The sequence below is a fragment of the Pseudomonas sp. KH_024_B2 genome, from assembly GCF_057839965.1.
On sequence record NZ_JBYQPS010000002.1, the window covers coordinates 327,351 to 343,175 of the forward strand.

Consider the following 15,825-nt stretch of genomic DNA (forward strand, 5'->3'; position numbering starts at 1 on the left):
AGGCCGATGGCTAGGCTGCATGCCGCTTTCTTCCCTGTCCATCGGTGTATCCCATGTTCAACAAACGCTTGAAGCAGGAGCTGTCGGCTCTTCGCGAAGAACTCTCCAGCCTTCAACAAGTGAAGGAAAGCCTGGAAAGCGAGATGCTGGTCCTGACCCTCGATGCCGATGGGCGGATTCAATCGGTCAACCAGAACTTCATCGGCGAGATGCTCTACAAAAGCAGCGACCTGATAGGGCGACACATTGAAGACATCGTCCCGGCCCATGTGAAGTCGGACGAATTCCACAAGCGCTTCAAGGTCGCGTTGACCCGTGGCGAGCACTTTGCCGGCACGGTGCGTTTGTTGCGCGGCAATGGCCAGGAAGCCTGGCTGCGCTCAATCGTGCAGCCGGTTCGGTCCGCGGACGGCCGGATCAAGCACTTCTCGATTTACTCCAGTGACCTGACCCGCACCATCGAGGCGTCTCGTGAGCATGAGAACCTGATCGGCGCGCTTGTGCGCTCCACGGCAGTGATTGAGTTTGACCTCAATGGCAACGTGCTGGCGGCCAACGAACGGTTCCTCAGCGGCATGGGTTACAGCCTGGCGCAAATCCAGGGCAAACATCACCGCATGTTCTGCGAACCCGAGGATTACAACAGCACCGCGTACCAGGATTTCTGGCGCCGCTTGAACGCAGGGGAGTTCGTCGCTGCCCGTTTCAAGCGCATCGACAGCCACGGTCGCGTGGTCTGGCTGGAGGCTTCCTACAACCCGGTGGTCGATGCCAATAACAAACTCTACAAAGTGGTGAAATTCGCCACGGTGATTACCGATCAAGTCAATCAGGAGCAAGCCGTCGCCGACGCCGCCAACATTGCCTATAGCACCTCGCAGCAAACCGACAGCAGCGCGCAGCGCGGGAGTGCGGTGGTGACTCAGGCGGTCAACGTGATGCGTGACCTTGCTTCGCACATGCAAACCGCCGGGGAAGGCATCGAAGCGCTGAACGAGCAGTCGCTGGTGATCGGCACCATTGTCAAAACCATCAGCGGGATTGCCGAACAGACCAACCTGCTGGCGCTCAACGCGGCCATCGAAGCGGCTCGGGCCGGGGAACAGGGGCGTGGTTTCGCGGTGGTGGCGGATGAGGTCCGGCAATTGGCTTCGCGCACCAGCCAGGCAACCGATGAGATTGTCGGCGTGGTGCGGCAGAACCAGGACATGGCGCGCAACGCCGTGGCGCTGATGACCGAGGGCAAACTCCAGGCTGAACAGGGGCTGGCGCTGGCGGCAGAGGCGGGGACGGTGATTGTCGAGATTCAGGACGGTGCTCAGAAAGTGGTGAACGCGGTCGGGCAGTTTGCCAATCAGCTAGCGACTTGATGCCTGCCATCGCGGCGTGAATCGCACCAGCAATACGATCTGTTTCTGGCTGAGGTGATTCCCGCACAGGCAGACGAGCGAGTGTTCAGTGACGGTCGCTGGCGCTTCGAAGGGCAAGATGCATTGCGCACCTTGCACCTTGCACCATGGGGCGGGCCGGCACTTCCTGAAAATCGGCGATCCAGCGGACGGCAAAACCTTGCCGCCGTAAGCCGCCTGCCTTTCACACCCAAACGTCATTTTGCGCAGTGCGCTCGCCACCTTCGCTCCCGGTGTTCAGCACACCCTTGGGTTCGATCAGCAGGAGTTTCACCTCCTGCTCGGCGAACGGTTTGTGCTCGACACCTTTTGACACCACATACATTTCGCCGGCGTTCACCAGCACGTGGCCATCGCGAAAGTCGATCCGTAGTTGTCCTTCGAGGACGATGAAGGTTTCGTCGGTATCCTGGTGATCGTGCCAGATGAAATCCCCCAGCAGCTTCACCACCTTGAACTGGTAGTCGTTCATTTCGGCGATGACCCTGGGCGTCCAGTACGGCCCGATCCTGGAAATTTTCTCAGCGAAATTAAGGCTTTCGTAAGCGTTCATGCAGCAGCTCTCGTGGTTTGATCGTGCATCCACGATAGCCGGCGTATCGGTGAGCTTCTTGAACGATTGTGCGTGGCTCAGCGGCGGTGCATTTTCATCCAGCGTGCCGGCGACAAGCCGTAGGTTTTGCTGAATTGCCGGGTCATGTGGCTCTGATCGGTGAAGCCGGCGATCAGCGCGGCGCTGACCAGTGACTGGCCCTGGATCAACAGCGAGCGGACCAGGTCGAGGCGGCGCATGGTCAGGTATCGATAAGGGCTGGTGCCGAACAACAGGCGAAAATCCCGCGACAGGCTCCAGCGATCGCGACCACTGTGTTGCGCCAGTTCTTCCAGCGTCACGGTGCGATCCAGTGCGCTGTGGATGAATTCGCGCGCGCGTTCGGCGGCCACGTAGTCGAAGCTCTGGCGTGTGGCAGGCACGCCGGAAACACTGTTCAAGGCTTGGGCCAGATCGAACAGCGCATCCTGCTCTTCCAGAGGATCGAGGGGACAATCGAGGCTTCGCAGCAGCACGGCGGTGGCGGCGAACAAACGTGGATCGGCCGACAGGCCGGTCTTGATAAACGGCAACGGCTGGCCGCCGAGCATCTGCTGGATCAGCGCCGGCTCGATGTACATCATTCGATATTGGAACCCGGTCTCGGTGCCGGCTTCGCCATCGTGAACTTCGTCCGGGTGCAGCACCATGGTCCCGCCCGGCAGACTGTGGCGCCAGCCGCCGCGGTACTGAAAACTCTGCACGCCGGCCAGGGTATGGCCGATGGCGTAGGTATCGTGACGGTGAAGGTCGTAGCCGTGTCCGGCAAAAAACGCCTCGAAACGCTGAAGCCCGCCAACGTCGGGCGCGCGGTGGAACCAATCGATGGGAGGCGTGTGCTTGGCCATGGTGGTGTTGCCTTGAACTCAATGCTGAACACGTTACCCCACTGACCAACCGCCTGTCTGCTGCCGATCGAATCACCCGGCCGGTAGAAATAACCCGACTAATGTTGCAAGGTGTTGCATGTTTTTAAGCCACGAAGGCGCTCCACATCATGGAAATATCCCACCTGAGCTACGCTGCCCCGTTGTTGTCATTGGCGCTGTTGTGGACGGTTGCGGTGGTGACGCCGGGGCCGAACTTCTTCAACACCGCGCAACTGGCTGCCAGTTGCTCCCGGCGCCACGGGGTCGTCGCCGCACTCGGCGTGGCCACGGGCACGGTGCTTTGGGGGTTGGCGGGTGGTCTGGGCATCAAGTCGCTGTTCAGCGCAGCGCCGACGCTCTACCTGAGCTTCAAGATTGCCGGCGGTTGTTACCTGATCTATCTGGGTTTGAAGCAGTTCAAACGCAAACCACCGAGTGTGCCGGGCGATAACGGCTCGCTGAATGTCGCCGGTCGCACGCTGCTCTCGGCTTATGGCCGGGGCTTTGTGGGCAACATGACCAATCCCAAGGCCGCGCTGTTCGTTGCGACAATTTTCGCTACGGCCATGCCGGCCTCGCCGCCACCGATGTTGCTGGCGCTGGCCGTGCTGACCATGGCGACCTTGTCATTCAGTTGGTATTGCAGCGTGGCGCTGCTGTTCGCCAGCCGGCGGGTGGCGGGTGCTTATGATCGTTCGCGTAAATGGCTGGATCGCTTCGCCGGCAGTTGCTATCTGCTGTTCGGCGCGCATCTGGTGGCCAATCGTTGAGGAGTTCTGAATGAGCAAACTGCGGGTAGGTATTATTTTTGGCGGCCGTTCGGCTGAACACGAAGTGTCACTGCAATCGGCGAAAAACATCGTCGATGCCCTGGACCGTTCGCGCTTCGAGCCGGTGCTGATCGGCATCGACAAGCAAGGCCACTGGCACCTGAATGACCCTTCGAACTTCCTGCTCAACCAGGAAAACCCGGCGTTGATTGCCCTTAACCAATCCAACCGTGAACTGGCCGTCGTGCCGGGCAAGGCCAGTCAACAATTGGTGGAAACCTCCAGTCAGGAAATGCTGGGACACGTCGATGTGATCTTCCCGATCGTCCACGGCACCTTGGGCGAAGACGGTTGCCTGCAAGGTTTGCTGCGCATGGCCGACCTGCCGTTTGTCGGCTCCGATGTGCTTGGTTCGGCCGTCTGCATGGACAAGGACATCAGCAAGCGCCTGCTGCGTGACGCCGGGTTGGCGGTCACGCCGTTCGTCACCCTGACCCGCGCCACCGCGCCCCGCACCGGGTTCGCCGAGGTGCAAGGCAAACTCGGCTTGCCGCTGTTCGTCAAACCGGCGAACCAGGGATCTTCCGTGGGCGTCAGCAAGGTGAATGATGAAACCGAGTACGCGGCAGCGGTGGAGCTGGCCTTGGGGTTCGATGAGAAAGTTCTGGTCGAGTCCGCCGTCCGTGGCCGCGAGATTGAGTGCGCGGTGCTCGGCAACGAAGACGCCATCGCCAGCGGTTGCGGCGAAATCGTGGTGCGCAGCGGATTCTATTCCTACGACAGCAAATACATTGACGCTCAAGCGGCGGAAGTGGTGGTGCCGGCAAACATCAGCATCGAAGCCAGTGAACGCATCCGTGCCCTGGCCGTCGAGGCATTCCAGGTGTTGGGTTGTTCCGGGCTGGCGCGGGTCGACGTGTTCCTGACCGACAGCGGCGAAGTGCTGATCAACGAGATCAACTCGTTGCCCGGCTTCACCCGCATCAGCATGTACCCCAAGCTATGGCAGGCCGCCGGTATGATGTACAGCGAGTTGGTCAGCCGTTTGATCGACCTGGCGCTGGAGAAGCATCAGGCGCGACAGGCGGTGAAGATCTCTCGCTAGGCTGAATCAGGTTTATCAGGCGTAAAAAGGGCCTACCTCCCGGTAAGCCCTTGCTCATTTACCACGTAAGACTCAATCCCCCAACGCCGCCCCCTCACGCCGCGGATCGGCCCCGCCCGCCAACGACGTTTTCCCTTGCGCATCCTTGACCCGCACAATCGCCTGGGTCCCGCTGGTCATGTCGATCTCGTTCACGTTGTGGCCTTTGTCTTTCAGCGTCTGAATCAGCGCCGGGCTGAACTGCCCCTGTTCCAGTTCGGTCGGGCCGTTGCGGCTGCCGAAGTTGGGCAGGCTGATGGCGGTTTGTGGGTCGAGGTTCCAGTCGAGCAGGCCGATGGTGGATTTGGCGACGTATTCGATGATCTGCGAGCCGCCGGGGGAGCCAATGGTGGCGAGGAATTCGCCGCTCTGGCGGTCGAAAATCAGGGTCGGAGCCATGGAGGAGCGGGGGCGTTTGCCGGGTTCGACGCGGTTGGCAACCTTTTGGCCATTCTCTTCGGGGATGAACGAGAAGTCGGTCATCTGGTTGTTGAGCAGGAAACCCTGAACCATCAGGTGCGAGCCAAACGCGGATTCCACGGTGGTGGTCATGGACACGGCGCCGCCTTCGTCATCCACCGCCACCACTTGCGAGGTGGAGATGCGCAGCGGCGAGCGGTCCGGTGCGTAGGCGACCTGAATGCCTGGCGGGGTGCCGGGTTTGGCGGTGCCCATGCTGCGATCGCCGATCAGGGCCGCGCGGTCGGCCAGATACGCAGGGGCCACCAGACCTTTGACGGGCACAGGCACGAAGTCTGCGTCGGCCACGTACAGCGCGCGGTCGGCGTAAGCCAGGCGCTCGGCCTCGGAGATCAGGTGCACGGCTTCAGGCGCTGGTTCGATGCCCGCAGGTTTGTTGGTCTTGACCGGTTTGAGCGGCGCCAGGGCAAAACGCGGGTCACGGGTTTCCAGGGCCTGCAAGGTGCCGAGGATCTGCGCCACGGCAATTCCGCCCGACGACGGTGGCGGCATGCCGCAGACCTGCCAGCGTTTGTAGTCGGTGCACAGCGGCGCGCGCTCCTTGGCGCTGTAGCCGTTGAGGTCGTTCAGCGACAGGCTGCCCGGGTTGGCGTGGCCCTGAACCTTGGCGACGATTTCCTGTGCAACGGGGCCTTTGTACAACGCATCCGGTCCTTCCTTGGCAATGCGTTTGAACACAGCCGCCAGCGCCGGGTTTTTCAATTGCGTGCCTGCTGCTTTCGGGCTGCCATCGGCATTCAGGAAGTAGGCGGCCATGTCCGGCGAGCGTCGAATGGACGAATCCGAAGCGATCAACTGGTGTAGGCGTGGCGAGATGGCGAAACCTTGATCCGCGAGTCTGATCGCCGGTTCGAACAGCTGTGCCCAGGGCAGACGACCGTGTTTCTGATGGGCCAACTCAAGGGCCCGCATCACGCCCGGTGTCCCGACTGAACGACCGCCAATCTGCGCCTGGGTGAACGGCATCGGCTTGCCGTCGACTTGCAGGAATAGCTTCTCGGTGGCGCCGGCCGGAGCGGTTTCGCGACCGTCATAAGTGCGCACCGCCTTGCCATCCCAAAGCACGATAAATGCACCACCGCCAATGCCTGAAGATTGTGGCTCGACCAGGGTCAGCACGGCTTGCATCGCAATCGCGGCATCGATTGCCGAACCACCCTGACGCAACATCTCCCGCCCAGCCTCGGCCGCCAGCGGATTGGCCGCGGCTGCCATGTGTTTCGAGGCGTATTGGGTCTGCAGGTCGGCGCGATAACCTGACGCGGCTTCGGGCGCGACAGGCAACGTTGAAGTGGTCGGGGCGCTACAGGCTGCGAGGGTTAAAGCTGCGGCGATCAGCGAAAAGGCTGACAGGCGATAGCGGCTCAAGTGAAAGGCTGAGAACACGTGGGGGCACTCCGTCCGTGGGAAAGATCAGGGGACTTTATCGGCCGAACGGAAGCGACGCAAACCACGCGCGCTGCCGCAGGTGCGGTCGATGCCACTTTGTGATCGAGTGCGGGACGTATCAAATTGAATCTGATTGAGCAGTTCTATCCCGCCGACAGTGACTGGCAGGCGATGGTCTGGCTGCGGACCTGGCAGATCTGGGGGCGGGCGTTGCCAGCATTGTCGGCAATGCGTTCCTGACGGGATTGGCGCGGACGTGGCCTCTCTTTGCCCGAACTCGTGCGGTTCAAATTCTCTTGCAACCGCAGCAGGCTTTCTTCGCCTACGCGGATGAAGCCGCTGCGGGGCTGATCCAGGTCGAGGATGAGGGTGAAGACCATGGCAATCAGCACCGCGAAGATGGCCGTCGAGCCGTGCCGTCGACGGTGGCCCAGGCCATAGCTGTAAGCGATCAAACCCAACGCGCCGATGGCCACCACGAACAGCAGATTGATGACGGTTGCCGGGACATGATTGTCCTGCTCGGCGCGACGCTTTTCATTGACACTGTAGACGTCGGTCAACGACTGGATCATCAGGTTCATGGCGGCTGTCGCTTCGCCCTGGGCCTCGGCGGCGGTGGCCAGATTCCATAACTGGTCCTCGATCGTCCGCGACGATGCGCTGGCCGCCTTCAGCAGTTTCTCGTCCGTGCCGGCGCGCAGGTACTCAATCCGCGCCGAGACATACTCCTTGAGCAGCGCTGTCACCTTCCCGCGCAGTTCAGGTGGCAGCAACTTCGCTCGCAGATAGGTCGAGCCGATTACCGTGACTTCATCTTGAATCAGTGTCTTGCGCGCTTCGAAACGTGAAGTGGCCATGGCGAAGTTGAAACCCAGCAACAACGCGAGCAAAACGAGGAGGGCGGTTTGCAAAACGGTGAGGTGGGATCGGGCCGAATCACTGCTGTGGGTTCGGTGATGACGGCCGAGACGAAAAGCGAGTTCCAGCACCACGCAGAAAATGGCGACCGCGATGAAAAACACAATGATCTCGTCCAGGCCCCAGTACATAGGGTGGTCTCTCTGCGTTTAGCTTTGGCGTTAACTGTAGGAGAGAACCGCGAAGTGTGGGGACTAACCGCCCTGTGGACAGGGAGCACTTTTCTCGAGGCATAAAAAAACGGCCTACCTTTCGGTAAGCCGTTTTTAGTACTTGGTGGCTACACAGGGACTTGAACCCCGGACCCCAGCATTATGAATGCTATGCTCTAACCAACTGAGCTATGTAGCCAAGTGGCGCGCATTATTGGCTCGTAACGGAGATGTGTCAAGCGTAAATCTAAAATATTTCTCTACGCTTTCAACCGCTTATCCGCCTGACCCGAAAAAACGGGCCAGGGGAGGGCGTCAACTGAGCTGAAATCTCCCGGTATTGGCACTCAAGGCCTTGCTGCCCTGGCTCAAGGTGTCCGCTGCCAGGTTCACCGCCCGTGCGCCTTCGAGCAAGCGTACTGCCGCCTGATCGACTTGCTGGATATTGCCGCTGACCTCGTCGGCGGTGGTCGCTTGCTCGTCGACCGCTGTGGCGATCTGCGCCAGGGTATCGGTGACGCTCTGCACGGCACTGGCGATTTCCCCCAGGCGTTCGCCGAGGCCAGTGACGGCCTGGGCGTCGGACTGAGCCTGGCCGCAAGCGGCTTCCATCAGGCTCACCGCTTCGTTTACGGTGTTGCGCAGGCTGTCGACAGTCCCGGCAATCTGCGCGGTGGAGGACTGGGTGCGTTGCGACAGGCTGCGCACTTCATCGGCCACCACCGCAAAGCCACGACCTTGCTCACCGGCGCGAGCGGCCTCGATGGCGGCATTAAGTGCCAACAAGTTCGTCTGCTCGGCAACCCCGCGGATGGTGTCCACCACCAACTGAATCTGCTGTCCTTGCTCACTGACCCGGCCCAATGCTGCCGCGGTATCGTTCAAACGCTGATTGAGTTGCTGAATACTCGCCGTCGTGCGCAGGCTGTCACGGCTGCTGTCGGCGGCAATGCGCTGGGTATGCTGAGCGCTGCCGGAGGCCTGTTCGCAACTCTGGGCGACGCCTTGAGAGGTCGCCGCCAATTGCGTGGCTGCCGCGGCGATCTGGCTGATCTGCAACTGCTGGGCTTCGACTTCCCCCAAGGCGCCGCTGGAGTGATGGTTAAGGGTGCGCACCGCGTTGCTCAGCTGCAAGGTTTCATGATCAACCCCCAGCAGGCTGTTGCGCAGTTGCACCACCGCGACGTTGAGGGCGGTGCTGATGGCGGCCAGCTCGTCGCGGCCTTCTACCGGTACTTGCAGGCTCAGATTGCCGTCGCGCAAGGCTTCGGCCAGCAGGGTAATGCCGCTGGCGCTACGACGGATCGAGGCCTGCAAGCAGATGAACAGGTACAGTGCGGCCAGCAGCAGGCAGCCAAAAATGCTCGCGACCAGGATGAACTGGCGGATGGCAGAGCCGTGGTAATAGTCCAGACGTTGATCCAGCGACACCAACGATTGCTGACGCAGCGAAGCGAGGTCGGCGAGCAGGGTGTCGAGGCTGCGTTCGAACTCGTCCGGCTTGAGCTTGATGCTGCCGCCGAACACACCGTCATCGAGGACTTTCAACTCGGCATCCAGGTGCTTGAGGCTGTCATGGTATTGCCCGGCCCAGGCCTGCAATGCGCTGGGTAGTCGCGCTTCGAGCAGGCTGGCGGTTTTGACCAGTTGCTCCCGGGCGTCACCGATGCGGCTGCGCAAGTCCCGCAGTTGCAGACGACTTTGCAGGGTGAACTGCCCGGACACTACAGAGGCCTGACCAACGCTGGCGAGACGGCCGACGCGTTCGATCAGGTCCGGCGCGTGCTGCGTGGAGATCTGCGTCAGCAGATAGGTTTCCAGCCACGGCGCCAGCGTCAGGCGATTGTCCATGGCAATCTGTTCGCGCAAGGCTTGCAGAGCGCTCAAGGCATTGGTGAAACGATCGTAACCGTCCGGCCACCAACCGACGCTGCTCAGGCTTTTCGAGTCCAGGCCGTTGAGGGCGCTTTGCAGCGCTTGAAAACGGGCCAGGGTTTCGCCCTCGGCGCCTTCGGTTTGCAGTGCGTTACCGAGGTCCATGGTGGCTTGGGCGACGGCGGGCTGAACCGTATCGAAAGCCGCCATCGCCGCGATCGTCGCGGGTGTCGGCTGACGATTGGTTTCCGTGGCGCGCCAGCGAGCCGCGCGATCACGCTGAGCGGCGAGCAGATTATCCAGAGCGTCCAGGGCGAGCAGTTGCCGAACCCCGGCACGTTCGCCGGAGATCAGGTTCAGTTTGTCGCGATAGTCTTGACCGATCATCCACAGGCTGCCCGTCAACGGCAGGATAAACAGCAGAAACAACAGCTGAAATTTGCGTGCGAAGCCAAAACGCCCCAGCAACCCGATCCCCGGTGATAAAAAAGCCTGCATGCCCCATGACTCCTCTGGACACCACGCACCATTGGCGTGCGTCGCAACCGTTGCGGTCGCGACCTGTGCCCTTCTAAAAGGCCTCGAAAGTTCACCCTTGCCCGCTCTGTAGGCCGGCTCTGTAGCGAAACTTCCCATTCTCGGTCTCCTTTGTAAGGGGCCGCGTTGAAGCGGATTACCAAGGCAAGATTCAGACCATGGCGTTGCGCTATCACCTTTTCAACAATGAAAACGAGGTCGTTAGCAGGCTAAGGGGATGGCGCGGTTGCACCGAAAAATGGCACATTGGCGCACCTGCCCGTGTGCACCCATCTGTTGTATGGAAACTCTTATGGCTATCAGCAATGTCCAGACCGGCGCGCAGCCGGCATCCGCGACTTCACAAAGCAGCCCTTTGGTCATGCGCATCATCGGCGCCGTGGCGCTGGCGCATTTGATCAACGACTTGATCCAGTCGGTGCTGCCGTCGATCTATCCGATGCTCAAGGCCAGCTACGGCCTGACCTTCACCCAGGTTGGCCTGATCACCTTGACGTTCCAGCTGACGGCTTCGCTGTTGCAGCCGTGGGTCGGTTACTACACCGATCGGCACCCCAAACCCTGGCTATTACCGGCCGGGACGATCTGCACATTGATCGGCATTTTGATGATGTCGGTGGTCGGCACCTTTCCGATGATTTTGCTGGCGGCAGGGTTGATCGGTATCGGCTCCTCGACCTTTCACCCGGAAGCTTCTCGCGTGGCGCGGCTGGCTTCGGGCGGGCGGTTTGGTTTGGCGCAGTCGACGTTTCAGGTCGGCGGCAATGCTGGCTCAGCCTTCGGTCCTTTGCTGGCTGCGGCGATCATCATTCCGTTCGGTCAGGGCCATGTCGCCTGGTTCGGGCTGTTCGCGGTGTTTGCGCTGTTCGTGCTTTATCGGATCAGCCGCTGGTACGCCAATCACTTGAGCCTGTTCAAACTCAAACAAGGCCAGGCGGCGACACATGGTTTGTCGAAAAACCGTGTGATCAGTGCGCTGGTGGTACTCGGGCTGCTGGTGTTTTCCAAGTATTTCTACATGGCCAGCCTCACCAGTTACTTCACCTTCTACCTCATCGAGAAATTCGACCTGTCGGTAGCGAGTTCACAGTTGCACTTGTTCCTGTTTCTCGGCGCGGTAGCGGCGGGGACTTTCTTCGGCGGGCCGATCGGCGACAAGATCGGGCGCAAGGCGGTGATCTGGTTCTCGATCCTCGGCGTAGCGCCGTTCACTCTGATCCTGCCGCATGTCGACCTGTTCTGGACCAGCATCCTCAGCGTCGTGATCGGCTTCATCCTGGCCTCGGCTTTCTCGGCGATCGTGGTGTATGCCCAGGAACTGGTGCCGGGAAATGTCGGGATGATTGCCGGGGTGTTCTTCGGATTGATGTTCGGTTTTGGCGGGATTGGTGCTGCGTTGCTTGGGCATCTGGCGGACATTCACGGCATTGAGTACGTGTATTTCTTGTGTTCGTTCTTGCCGCTGCTTGGGGTGTTGGCGATCTTTCTGCCGCGGAGCAAAAAAGTCTGACGCGGACCGATCCGGATTTGCGATAACCCAAATCCTGATGGACACTTCGCGCCTTTCTGGATTCGTTAAGGATGCGCACAGTGGAGTTTGACAGGAATCAATTTACCGCCAATCACGGCATTGTCCTCAGCGCTCATCCGTTTCAGTGTCAGGCCTATCACGCTGGCGATGTGATCGTCAGTCTGGACGCTCAAGTCAGTGGCGGCATCGGGCCGCAGCGTTCCGTGTCCTCCATGATCATCAAGTCACAAGGGGCATAGGCCCATGAGTCTCTACATTCAATATGCGTTGGCAGGCGTGGGGATGCTGCTGCTATACAGTTGCGTAAGGAGCTATGTACTCAGGAAATGGCTGGGTATTGCTCTGGTCGGTTTGGGCTTTTGCGTGATGTTTGTGCTGCCGCTCTATATTGGCAGCATTGATGTCGGGATCTTTGCAATCGCGGTAGTGGGGGCGGGGGCTTCGATGTTCTTCAATCGGCGCAAGTATCGGGTGTGAGGTAACGAGCCGCCGTAGCATGTGTTGTGCTGGTTTAATCCATGAAAAAAAAGGCACAAAAAAGCCGCGTCTAAACGCGGCTTTTTCTTGGGTAGTGCTTTGTTCTGAATAAAGTTACACGTTATGCGGTAAGTCTGATGCTTGAGCGTTTGAGCTTAGGCATTCTGGTTGTTTTCGTTATTCTTTGTACCCGGTTTTGTACCCGGTTTTGACTTCTTGTAGCATGTAGTGCTGGTTGCTGGCTTAGGGTGGTTGTGCCGAGATTGAATCGGCCTCGAGCCCGTCATTGAGTGCTTTGCTTGTAGTCCTACTGGCTTGAAACGTTTAAGCGCTATGTTGTCTGTCTGGCTATCACGCTGAGTGTAGGTGTTGTTAGGTGACTCGCTCGCTAATAACGCTCTCTCGGAAAGAGATGTAAGCCATAGCGTCATTGAGGTCTTTTATTCTGACTTGGACAGCCTGAGAGATTTTCTCATCGCTTTCCGCTGGAGGAGTTTCGTCTGGGTGGGCCATCTCCCAGAGAGCAAGAAGCTTCAGGTATGACAAAAGAGAGTGCGCTCAGCAGCAAGTGGTCGCCCGCCTGAAGTACTTATGATCATGACTCCACTCATTACAAAAACAAGAGAAGAGCCATGGCCGGAAACATCAAAAAACAGGTCGATAGTATCGACTACAGCACCGTCGCGGTTCCGGAAGAACACCGCATGAGCAAAGGCTCACTGACGATGGCTTGGTGGGCCATCTGCAGTGCTATGTTTTGGCTGGTGGTGTCCGCCACCCTGGCAATGAGCTTTGGTACGATGAATGCCATAATCGGCTTACTCTTGTCGGTCGTAACTTATGCGGCCATCAACGGGGTCATTGCCCGCTACGCCATTAAGACCGGATTATCGGTCGCACTCTTCTCCCGGGTGCTATTCGGACGCGCCGGCGCAGCACTGGCCACCCTGATTTTCTTCGCCACGGCGATCTACTACAGCGTGTTTGAAGGCTCGGTGATCGCCATTGCTATCCAACACTACGTGTCCGACATCACGCTCAATCAAGCCTACCTAATAGTGGTGCTATACAGCGTGCCACTGGTGTTCGGTAGCGTGCAGACCTGGCTGGATAAGTTCAATGGCGTGCTGCTGCCGCTCTACCTGATTGGTCTGATTGCCGTAGTAGCGATGGCCGTCGGTGAATACGGCTACAGTTCTGCCTGGTTGGAAATGGGGCCTGAGAGCGGGCCAGTAAGTAATGGCTGGTGGGACTGTTTCACCTATTTCATGGGAGTGTGGATTCTCATGATGTACACCTGGGACTACGCACGCTTCGGTCGTAAGCAGGACGCCAGCTACCACGCTAAATTTAACTTCGGCCTACCATTCTATATCTTCACCTTTCTTATTAACGGTCTGGTCGGCATCTTTCTCGCCGCCACCATTCCCACAGAGGGCGGCCTGTCTGAGGTCTCGGTGGTGCTGGCCATTGTCGAGCTGATGGGTATCTGGGGGTTGTTGTTCGTTTGGGTCAGCCAGACCCGTATCAATACCGCAAATTTCTTCATGGCCGCTAGCAACATGCATGCGTTCTTCGGCCGTTTTGGCTTGGCGGCTGTGCCTTATATGGCATGGGCCGTAGTAGTTGGCATCGTGGTCTACACAATGATGTTGCTCAATGTGTTCAGCTACATTCTGCAAGCCCTGGCATACCAGAGCATCTTTGTAGTGGCTTGGGTAGCGATCGCTTTGGCGCATATTTTCTCGCCGAAATATACCCAGCTGTTCGAGGCCAATATTGAATTCGCTCTCGAACGAGTCAACGCCTTCAACCCGTGCGGCTTGATCGCCTGGTTCTTTGCCGCTGGCCTGGGGATAGTGCTGCTGAATTTCGGCGGAGCAACGCTGGCGACCTTCTCAGCGCCGGTGACCTTTGTCTGCGCGTTCGCCAGCTACTGGCTGCTACTCAACAGCGCCAAACGCAGCTGGTTTGTCCGCACCAGCTGCAGCTGAAACCAATATCGGCGCCCACCGGGCCGATGTATTCGGCTCCGGCAACTTGCTGCAGCTACCAAACCCGATCCAAAACTAAGCCGCAACACCGCAGCGGCTTAGTGCTGCGTAGCTGAAAAAAAGACTAACAATGCTAAGAGCCAATCCATGAAAATGATCAACCTGCACCCACAAGCAACTCTCATATTACTTCCATTGTTGGCATCGCTCGCGCTACCCGCAGGTGCGGTGGCTATCAATGACAACTTGGACATTGGCGGCGCCGTGCGTGCGCGTATCGACTACGACCCCGACCGGGATATCGAGAAGCTGAGTTTCGATACTGCCTTTCTCACCGCTACCTACAACTCCGATAGTTGGATCGGCGCGGCTAAATACCGTTTCTATGGCGACGCTTACCCTTTCGACTATACCGACAAGATCGGTGACATCGCCTTCGCCGAATATGCATGGATCGGCTACAAGTTCGATGAGTCGCGTCAGATTCAGGTGGGACTAAACAAGATTCCGTTCGGCCTGCTGCCCTATGCCGGCAGCACTTTCTTCGAGACCTTGGGCAGCGTGATCGGCCTGGAAGACATTGCGAACCTTGGTGTTAAATACATCCAGCAGCAGGATGACTGGAACTTCCAACTCGCTTACTACCTAAGCCCGGCTGATCAGGGTCAAGGTACAAGCCGCGGCGGGCGGACCTATGCAACCAGTGTTGCTACGGCAGATGACTACGTCGTCGACGGCAGCGATAACCACGAGCGCGACATCTTAGTCGGGCGTCTGGCCCGCAACCTAAAGCTTGGGAGCTGGCAGTCGGAGATCGGCGCCTCGGCATTGACCTCGACGCTGCAGAACCAGGACAGTCGTGATAGCGGCCGCCGAAATGCCCTAGCAGTCCACTACTCGGGCAAGAATGGCCCCTGGGGCGTGCAACTGCAAGCCACTCGCCAGGACATGAGCCCGGAGAATCCCGGCAGAGACAAGCTGGTTAGCTTCGGCAGCTTCGACGGCACCTTTAACGTTGCCGCCAAGGGTAACCTCTATGTAGCCGACCTCAGCTATGACATTCCTGGCTCACTCGGGTGGTTCTCTGGTGTCAAGGTTTACGGTAACTACAGCCTGTTCGACAAGGATGAGTCCAGCTTCGAGGATTCCCAGCGCTTCATCCTTGGCACATCTTTCTCGCTGAAAGACCTATGGATCGCCGTCGAGTGGTTGCACGGCAAGCACGATCCCTACATCGGTGGCGGTAGCTACACCCAGAGCCTGGGCGCCGGCGGTAGCGAACGCTGGGAAAACCAGTTGTATACCAATATCGGTTACTACTTCTGAGGCAATAAGCGCCCCTAGCAACCACTCACGCTCCTATTTTCGCCAGCCATGTGCTGGCGTTTTTTTATGGTGCGCCAGGCATGGCGCGTAGCGCCGTGACTGGCGCTGTCGGGTTCACTGTGGTGGTGAGCCTGGCGACTTGGAGGTGAAAGTCCTCTACACACCCGGCAAGGGGAAGTGTTAGCTGAAGGCAAGGGTGTCGCGGGTGACTGCGAATCTGAAGGACGCCCGAGGCAAAATGCTGGCCTGACGAACAGGAAGCGGATGAGGCGGCGCAGCGGGGTGAGGTGGCCATAATCGCCAAAGCCCGATACTTGCACGGAACGCTGCGACGTAGATCCGACAGGCATAAGCAGGAA

Annotated in this window: 11 protein-coding genes, 1 tRNA gene and 5 pseudogenes; 11 read left to right on the forward strand and 6 right to left on the reverse strand. The window is 59.0% G+C overall.

Features of this window, described 5'->3' with window-relative positions; translation table 11 throughout:
• Positions 1-143: 143 nt before the first annotated feature.
• The 3 pseudogenes from AC3I0A_RS28750 to AC3I0A_RS28760 all read left to right on the forward strand — a co-directional run.
• Positions 144-782 (forward strand): annotated as a pseudogene (locus AC3I0A_RS28750) (PAS domain-containing protein); the annotation flags it as partial.
• Between the two features lie 150 nt (positions 783-932).
• Positions 933-1,370 (forward strand): annotated as a pseudogene (locus AC3I0A_RS28755) (methyl-accepting chemotaxis protein); the annotation flags it as partial.
• A 21-nt stretch (positions 1,371-1,391) separates the two neighbouring features.
• Positions 1,392-1,581: pseudogene (locus tag AC3I0A_RS28760) on the forward strand (flavin reductase); the annotation flags it as partial.
• Between the two features lie 12 nt (positions 1,582-1,593).
• On the opposite strand, the gene AC3I0A_RS28765 reads toward AC3I0A_RS28760, so the two are convergent.
• Together AC3I0A_RS28765 and AC3I0A_RS28770 are read right to left on the reverse strand one after the other, a co-directional pair.
• Positions 1,594-1,962, reverse strand: coding sequence for a cupin domain-containing protein (locus AC3I0A_RS28765; RefSeq protein ID WP_074880288.1), 369 nt, complete (start codon positions 1,960-1,962; stop codon positions 1,594-1,596).
• A 77-nt stretch (positions 1,963-2,039) separates the two neighbouring features.
• The gene (locus AC3I0A_RS28770; RefSeq protein ID WP_074880285.1) at positions 2,040-2,849 is read right to left on the reverse strand and encodes an AraC family transcriptional regulator; all 810 of its coding nucleotides are present in this window, start codon (positions 2,847-2,849) and stop codon (positions 2,040-2,042) included.
• A 149-nt stretch (positions 2,850-2,998) separates the two neighbouring features.
• Between AC3I0A_RS28770 and AC3I0A_RS28775 the strand changes: the two genes are divergently transcribed.
• The gene (locus AC3I0A_RS28775; RefSeq protein ID WP_076029765.1) at positions 2,999-3,640 is read left to right on the forward strand and encodes a LysE family translocator; all 642 of its coding nucleotides are present in this window, start codon (positions 2,999-3,001) and stop codon (positions 3,638-3,640) included.
• A gap of 10 nt (positions 3,641-3,650) precedes the next feature.
• Positions 3,651-4,745: a D-alanine--D-alanine ligase gene (ddlA, locus tag AC3I0A_RS28780; RefSeq protein ID WP_489378661.1), complete on the forward strand. Its 1,095-nt coding sequence runs from the start codon at positions 3,651-3,653 to the stop codon at positions 4,743-4,745.
• 72 nt (positions 4,746-4,817) lie between these two features.
• On the opposite strand, the gene ggt is transcribed toward ddlA, so the two are convergent.
• Positions 4,818-6,650: a gamma-glutamyltransferase gene (gene ggt / locus AC3I0A_RS28785; RefSeq protein ID WP_489378663.1), complete on the reverse strand. Its 1,833-nt coding sequence runs from the start codon at positions 6,648-6,650 to the stop codon at positions 4,818-4,820.
• Positions 6,651-6,770: 120 nt separating this feature from the next.
• Between ggt and AC3I0A_RS28790 the strand changes: the two are divergent.
• Positions 6,771-6,893 (forward strand): annotated as a pseudogene (locus AC3I0A_RS28790) (DUF2817 domain-containing protein); the annotation flags it as partial.
• A gap of 83 nt (positions 6,894-6,976) precedes the next feature.
• Here AC3I0A_RS28790 and AC3I0A_RS28795 read toward each other — a convergent pair.
• The 3 genes and pseudogenes from AC3I0A_RS28795 to AC3I0A_RS28805 form a co-directional block, all read right to left on the reverse strand.
• A pseudogene (locus tag AC3I0A_RS28795) lies at positions 6,977-7,705 on the reverse strand (bestrophin-like domain); the annotation flags it as partial.
• 143 nt (positions 7,706-7,848) lie between these two features.
• Positions 7,849-7,925, reverse strand: a tRNA-Met gene (locus tag AC3I0A_RS28800).
• A gap of 116 nt (positions 7,926-8,041) precedes the next feature.
• Positions 8,042-10,099, reverse strand: coding sequence for a methyl-accepting chemotaxis protein (locus AC3I0A_RS28805; RefSeq protein ID WP_074880273.1), 2,058 nt, complete (start codon positions 10,097-10,099; stop codon positions 8,042-8,044).
• A gap of 331 nt (positions 10,100-10,430) precedes the next feature.
• Between AC3I0A_RS28805 and AC3I0A_RS28810 the strand changes: the two genes are divergently transcribed.
• The 5 genes from AC3I0A_RS28810 (at position 10,431) to AC3I0A_RS28830 (ending at position 15,466) form a co-directional block, all read left to right on the forward strand.
• Entirely contained in the window at positions 10,431-11,648 is a 1,218-nt protein-coding gene (locus AC3I0A_RS28810; protein ID WP_074880269.1) for an MFS transporter, read from the forward strand.
• Between the two features lie 80 nt (positions 11,649-11,728).
• Entirely contained in the window at positions 11,729-11,908 is a 180-nt protein-coding gene (locus tag AC3I0A_RS28815) for a hypothetical protein (RefSeq protein WP_074880266.1), read from the forward strand.
• A gap of 4 nt (positions 11,909-11,912) precedes the next feature.
• The gene (locus tag AC3I0A_RS28820; protein ID WP_102615261.1) at positions 11,913-12,146 is read left to right on the forward strand and encodes a hypothetical protein; all 234 of its coding nucleotides are present in this window, start codon (positions 11,913-11,915) and stop codon (positions 12,144-12,146) included.
• Between the two features lie 632 nt (positions 12,147-12,778).
• On the forward strand, positions 12,779-14,140 hold the full coding sequence (locus AC3I0A_RS28825) for a purine-cytosine permease family protein (RefSeq protein WP_286977709.1): 1,362 nt from the start codon (positions 12,779-12,781) through the stop codon (positions 14,138-14,140).
• A 153-nt stretch (positions 14,141-14,293) separates the two neighbouring features.
• Entirely contained in the window at positions 14,294-15,466 is a 1,173-nt protein-coding gene (locus AC3I0A_RS28830; protein ID WP_489378824.1) for a hypothetical protein, read from the forward strand.
• Positions 15,467-15,825: the final 359 nt, after the last annotated feature.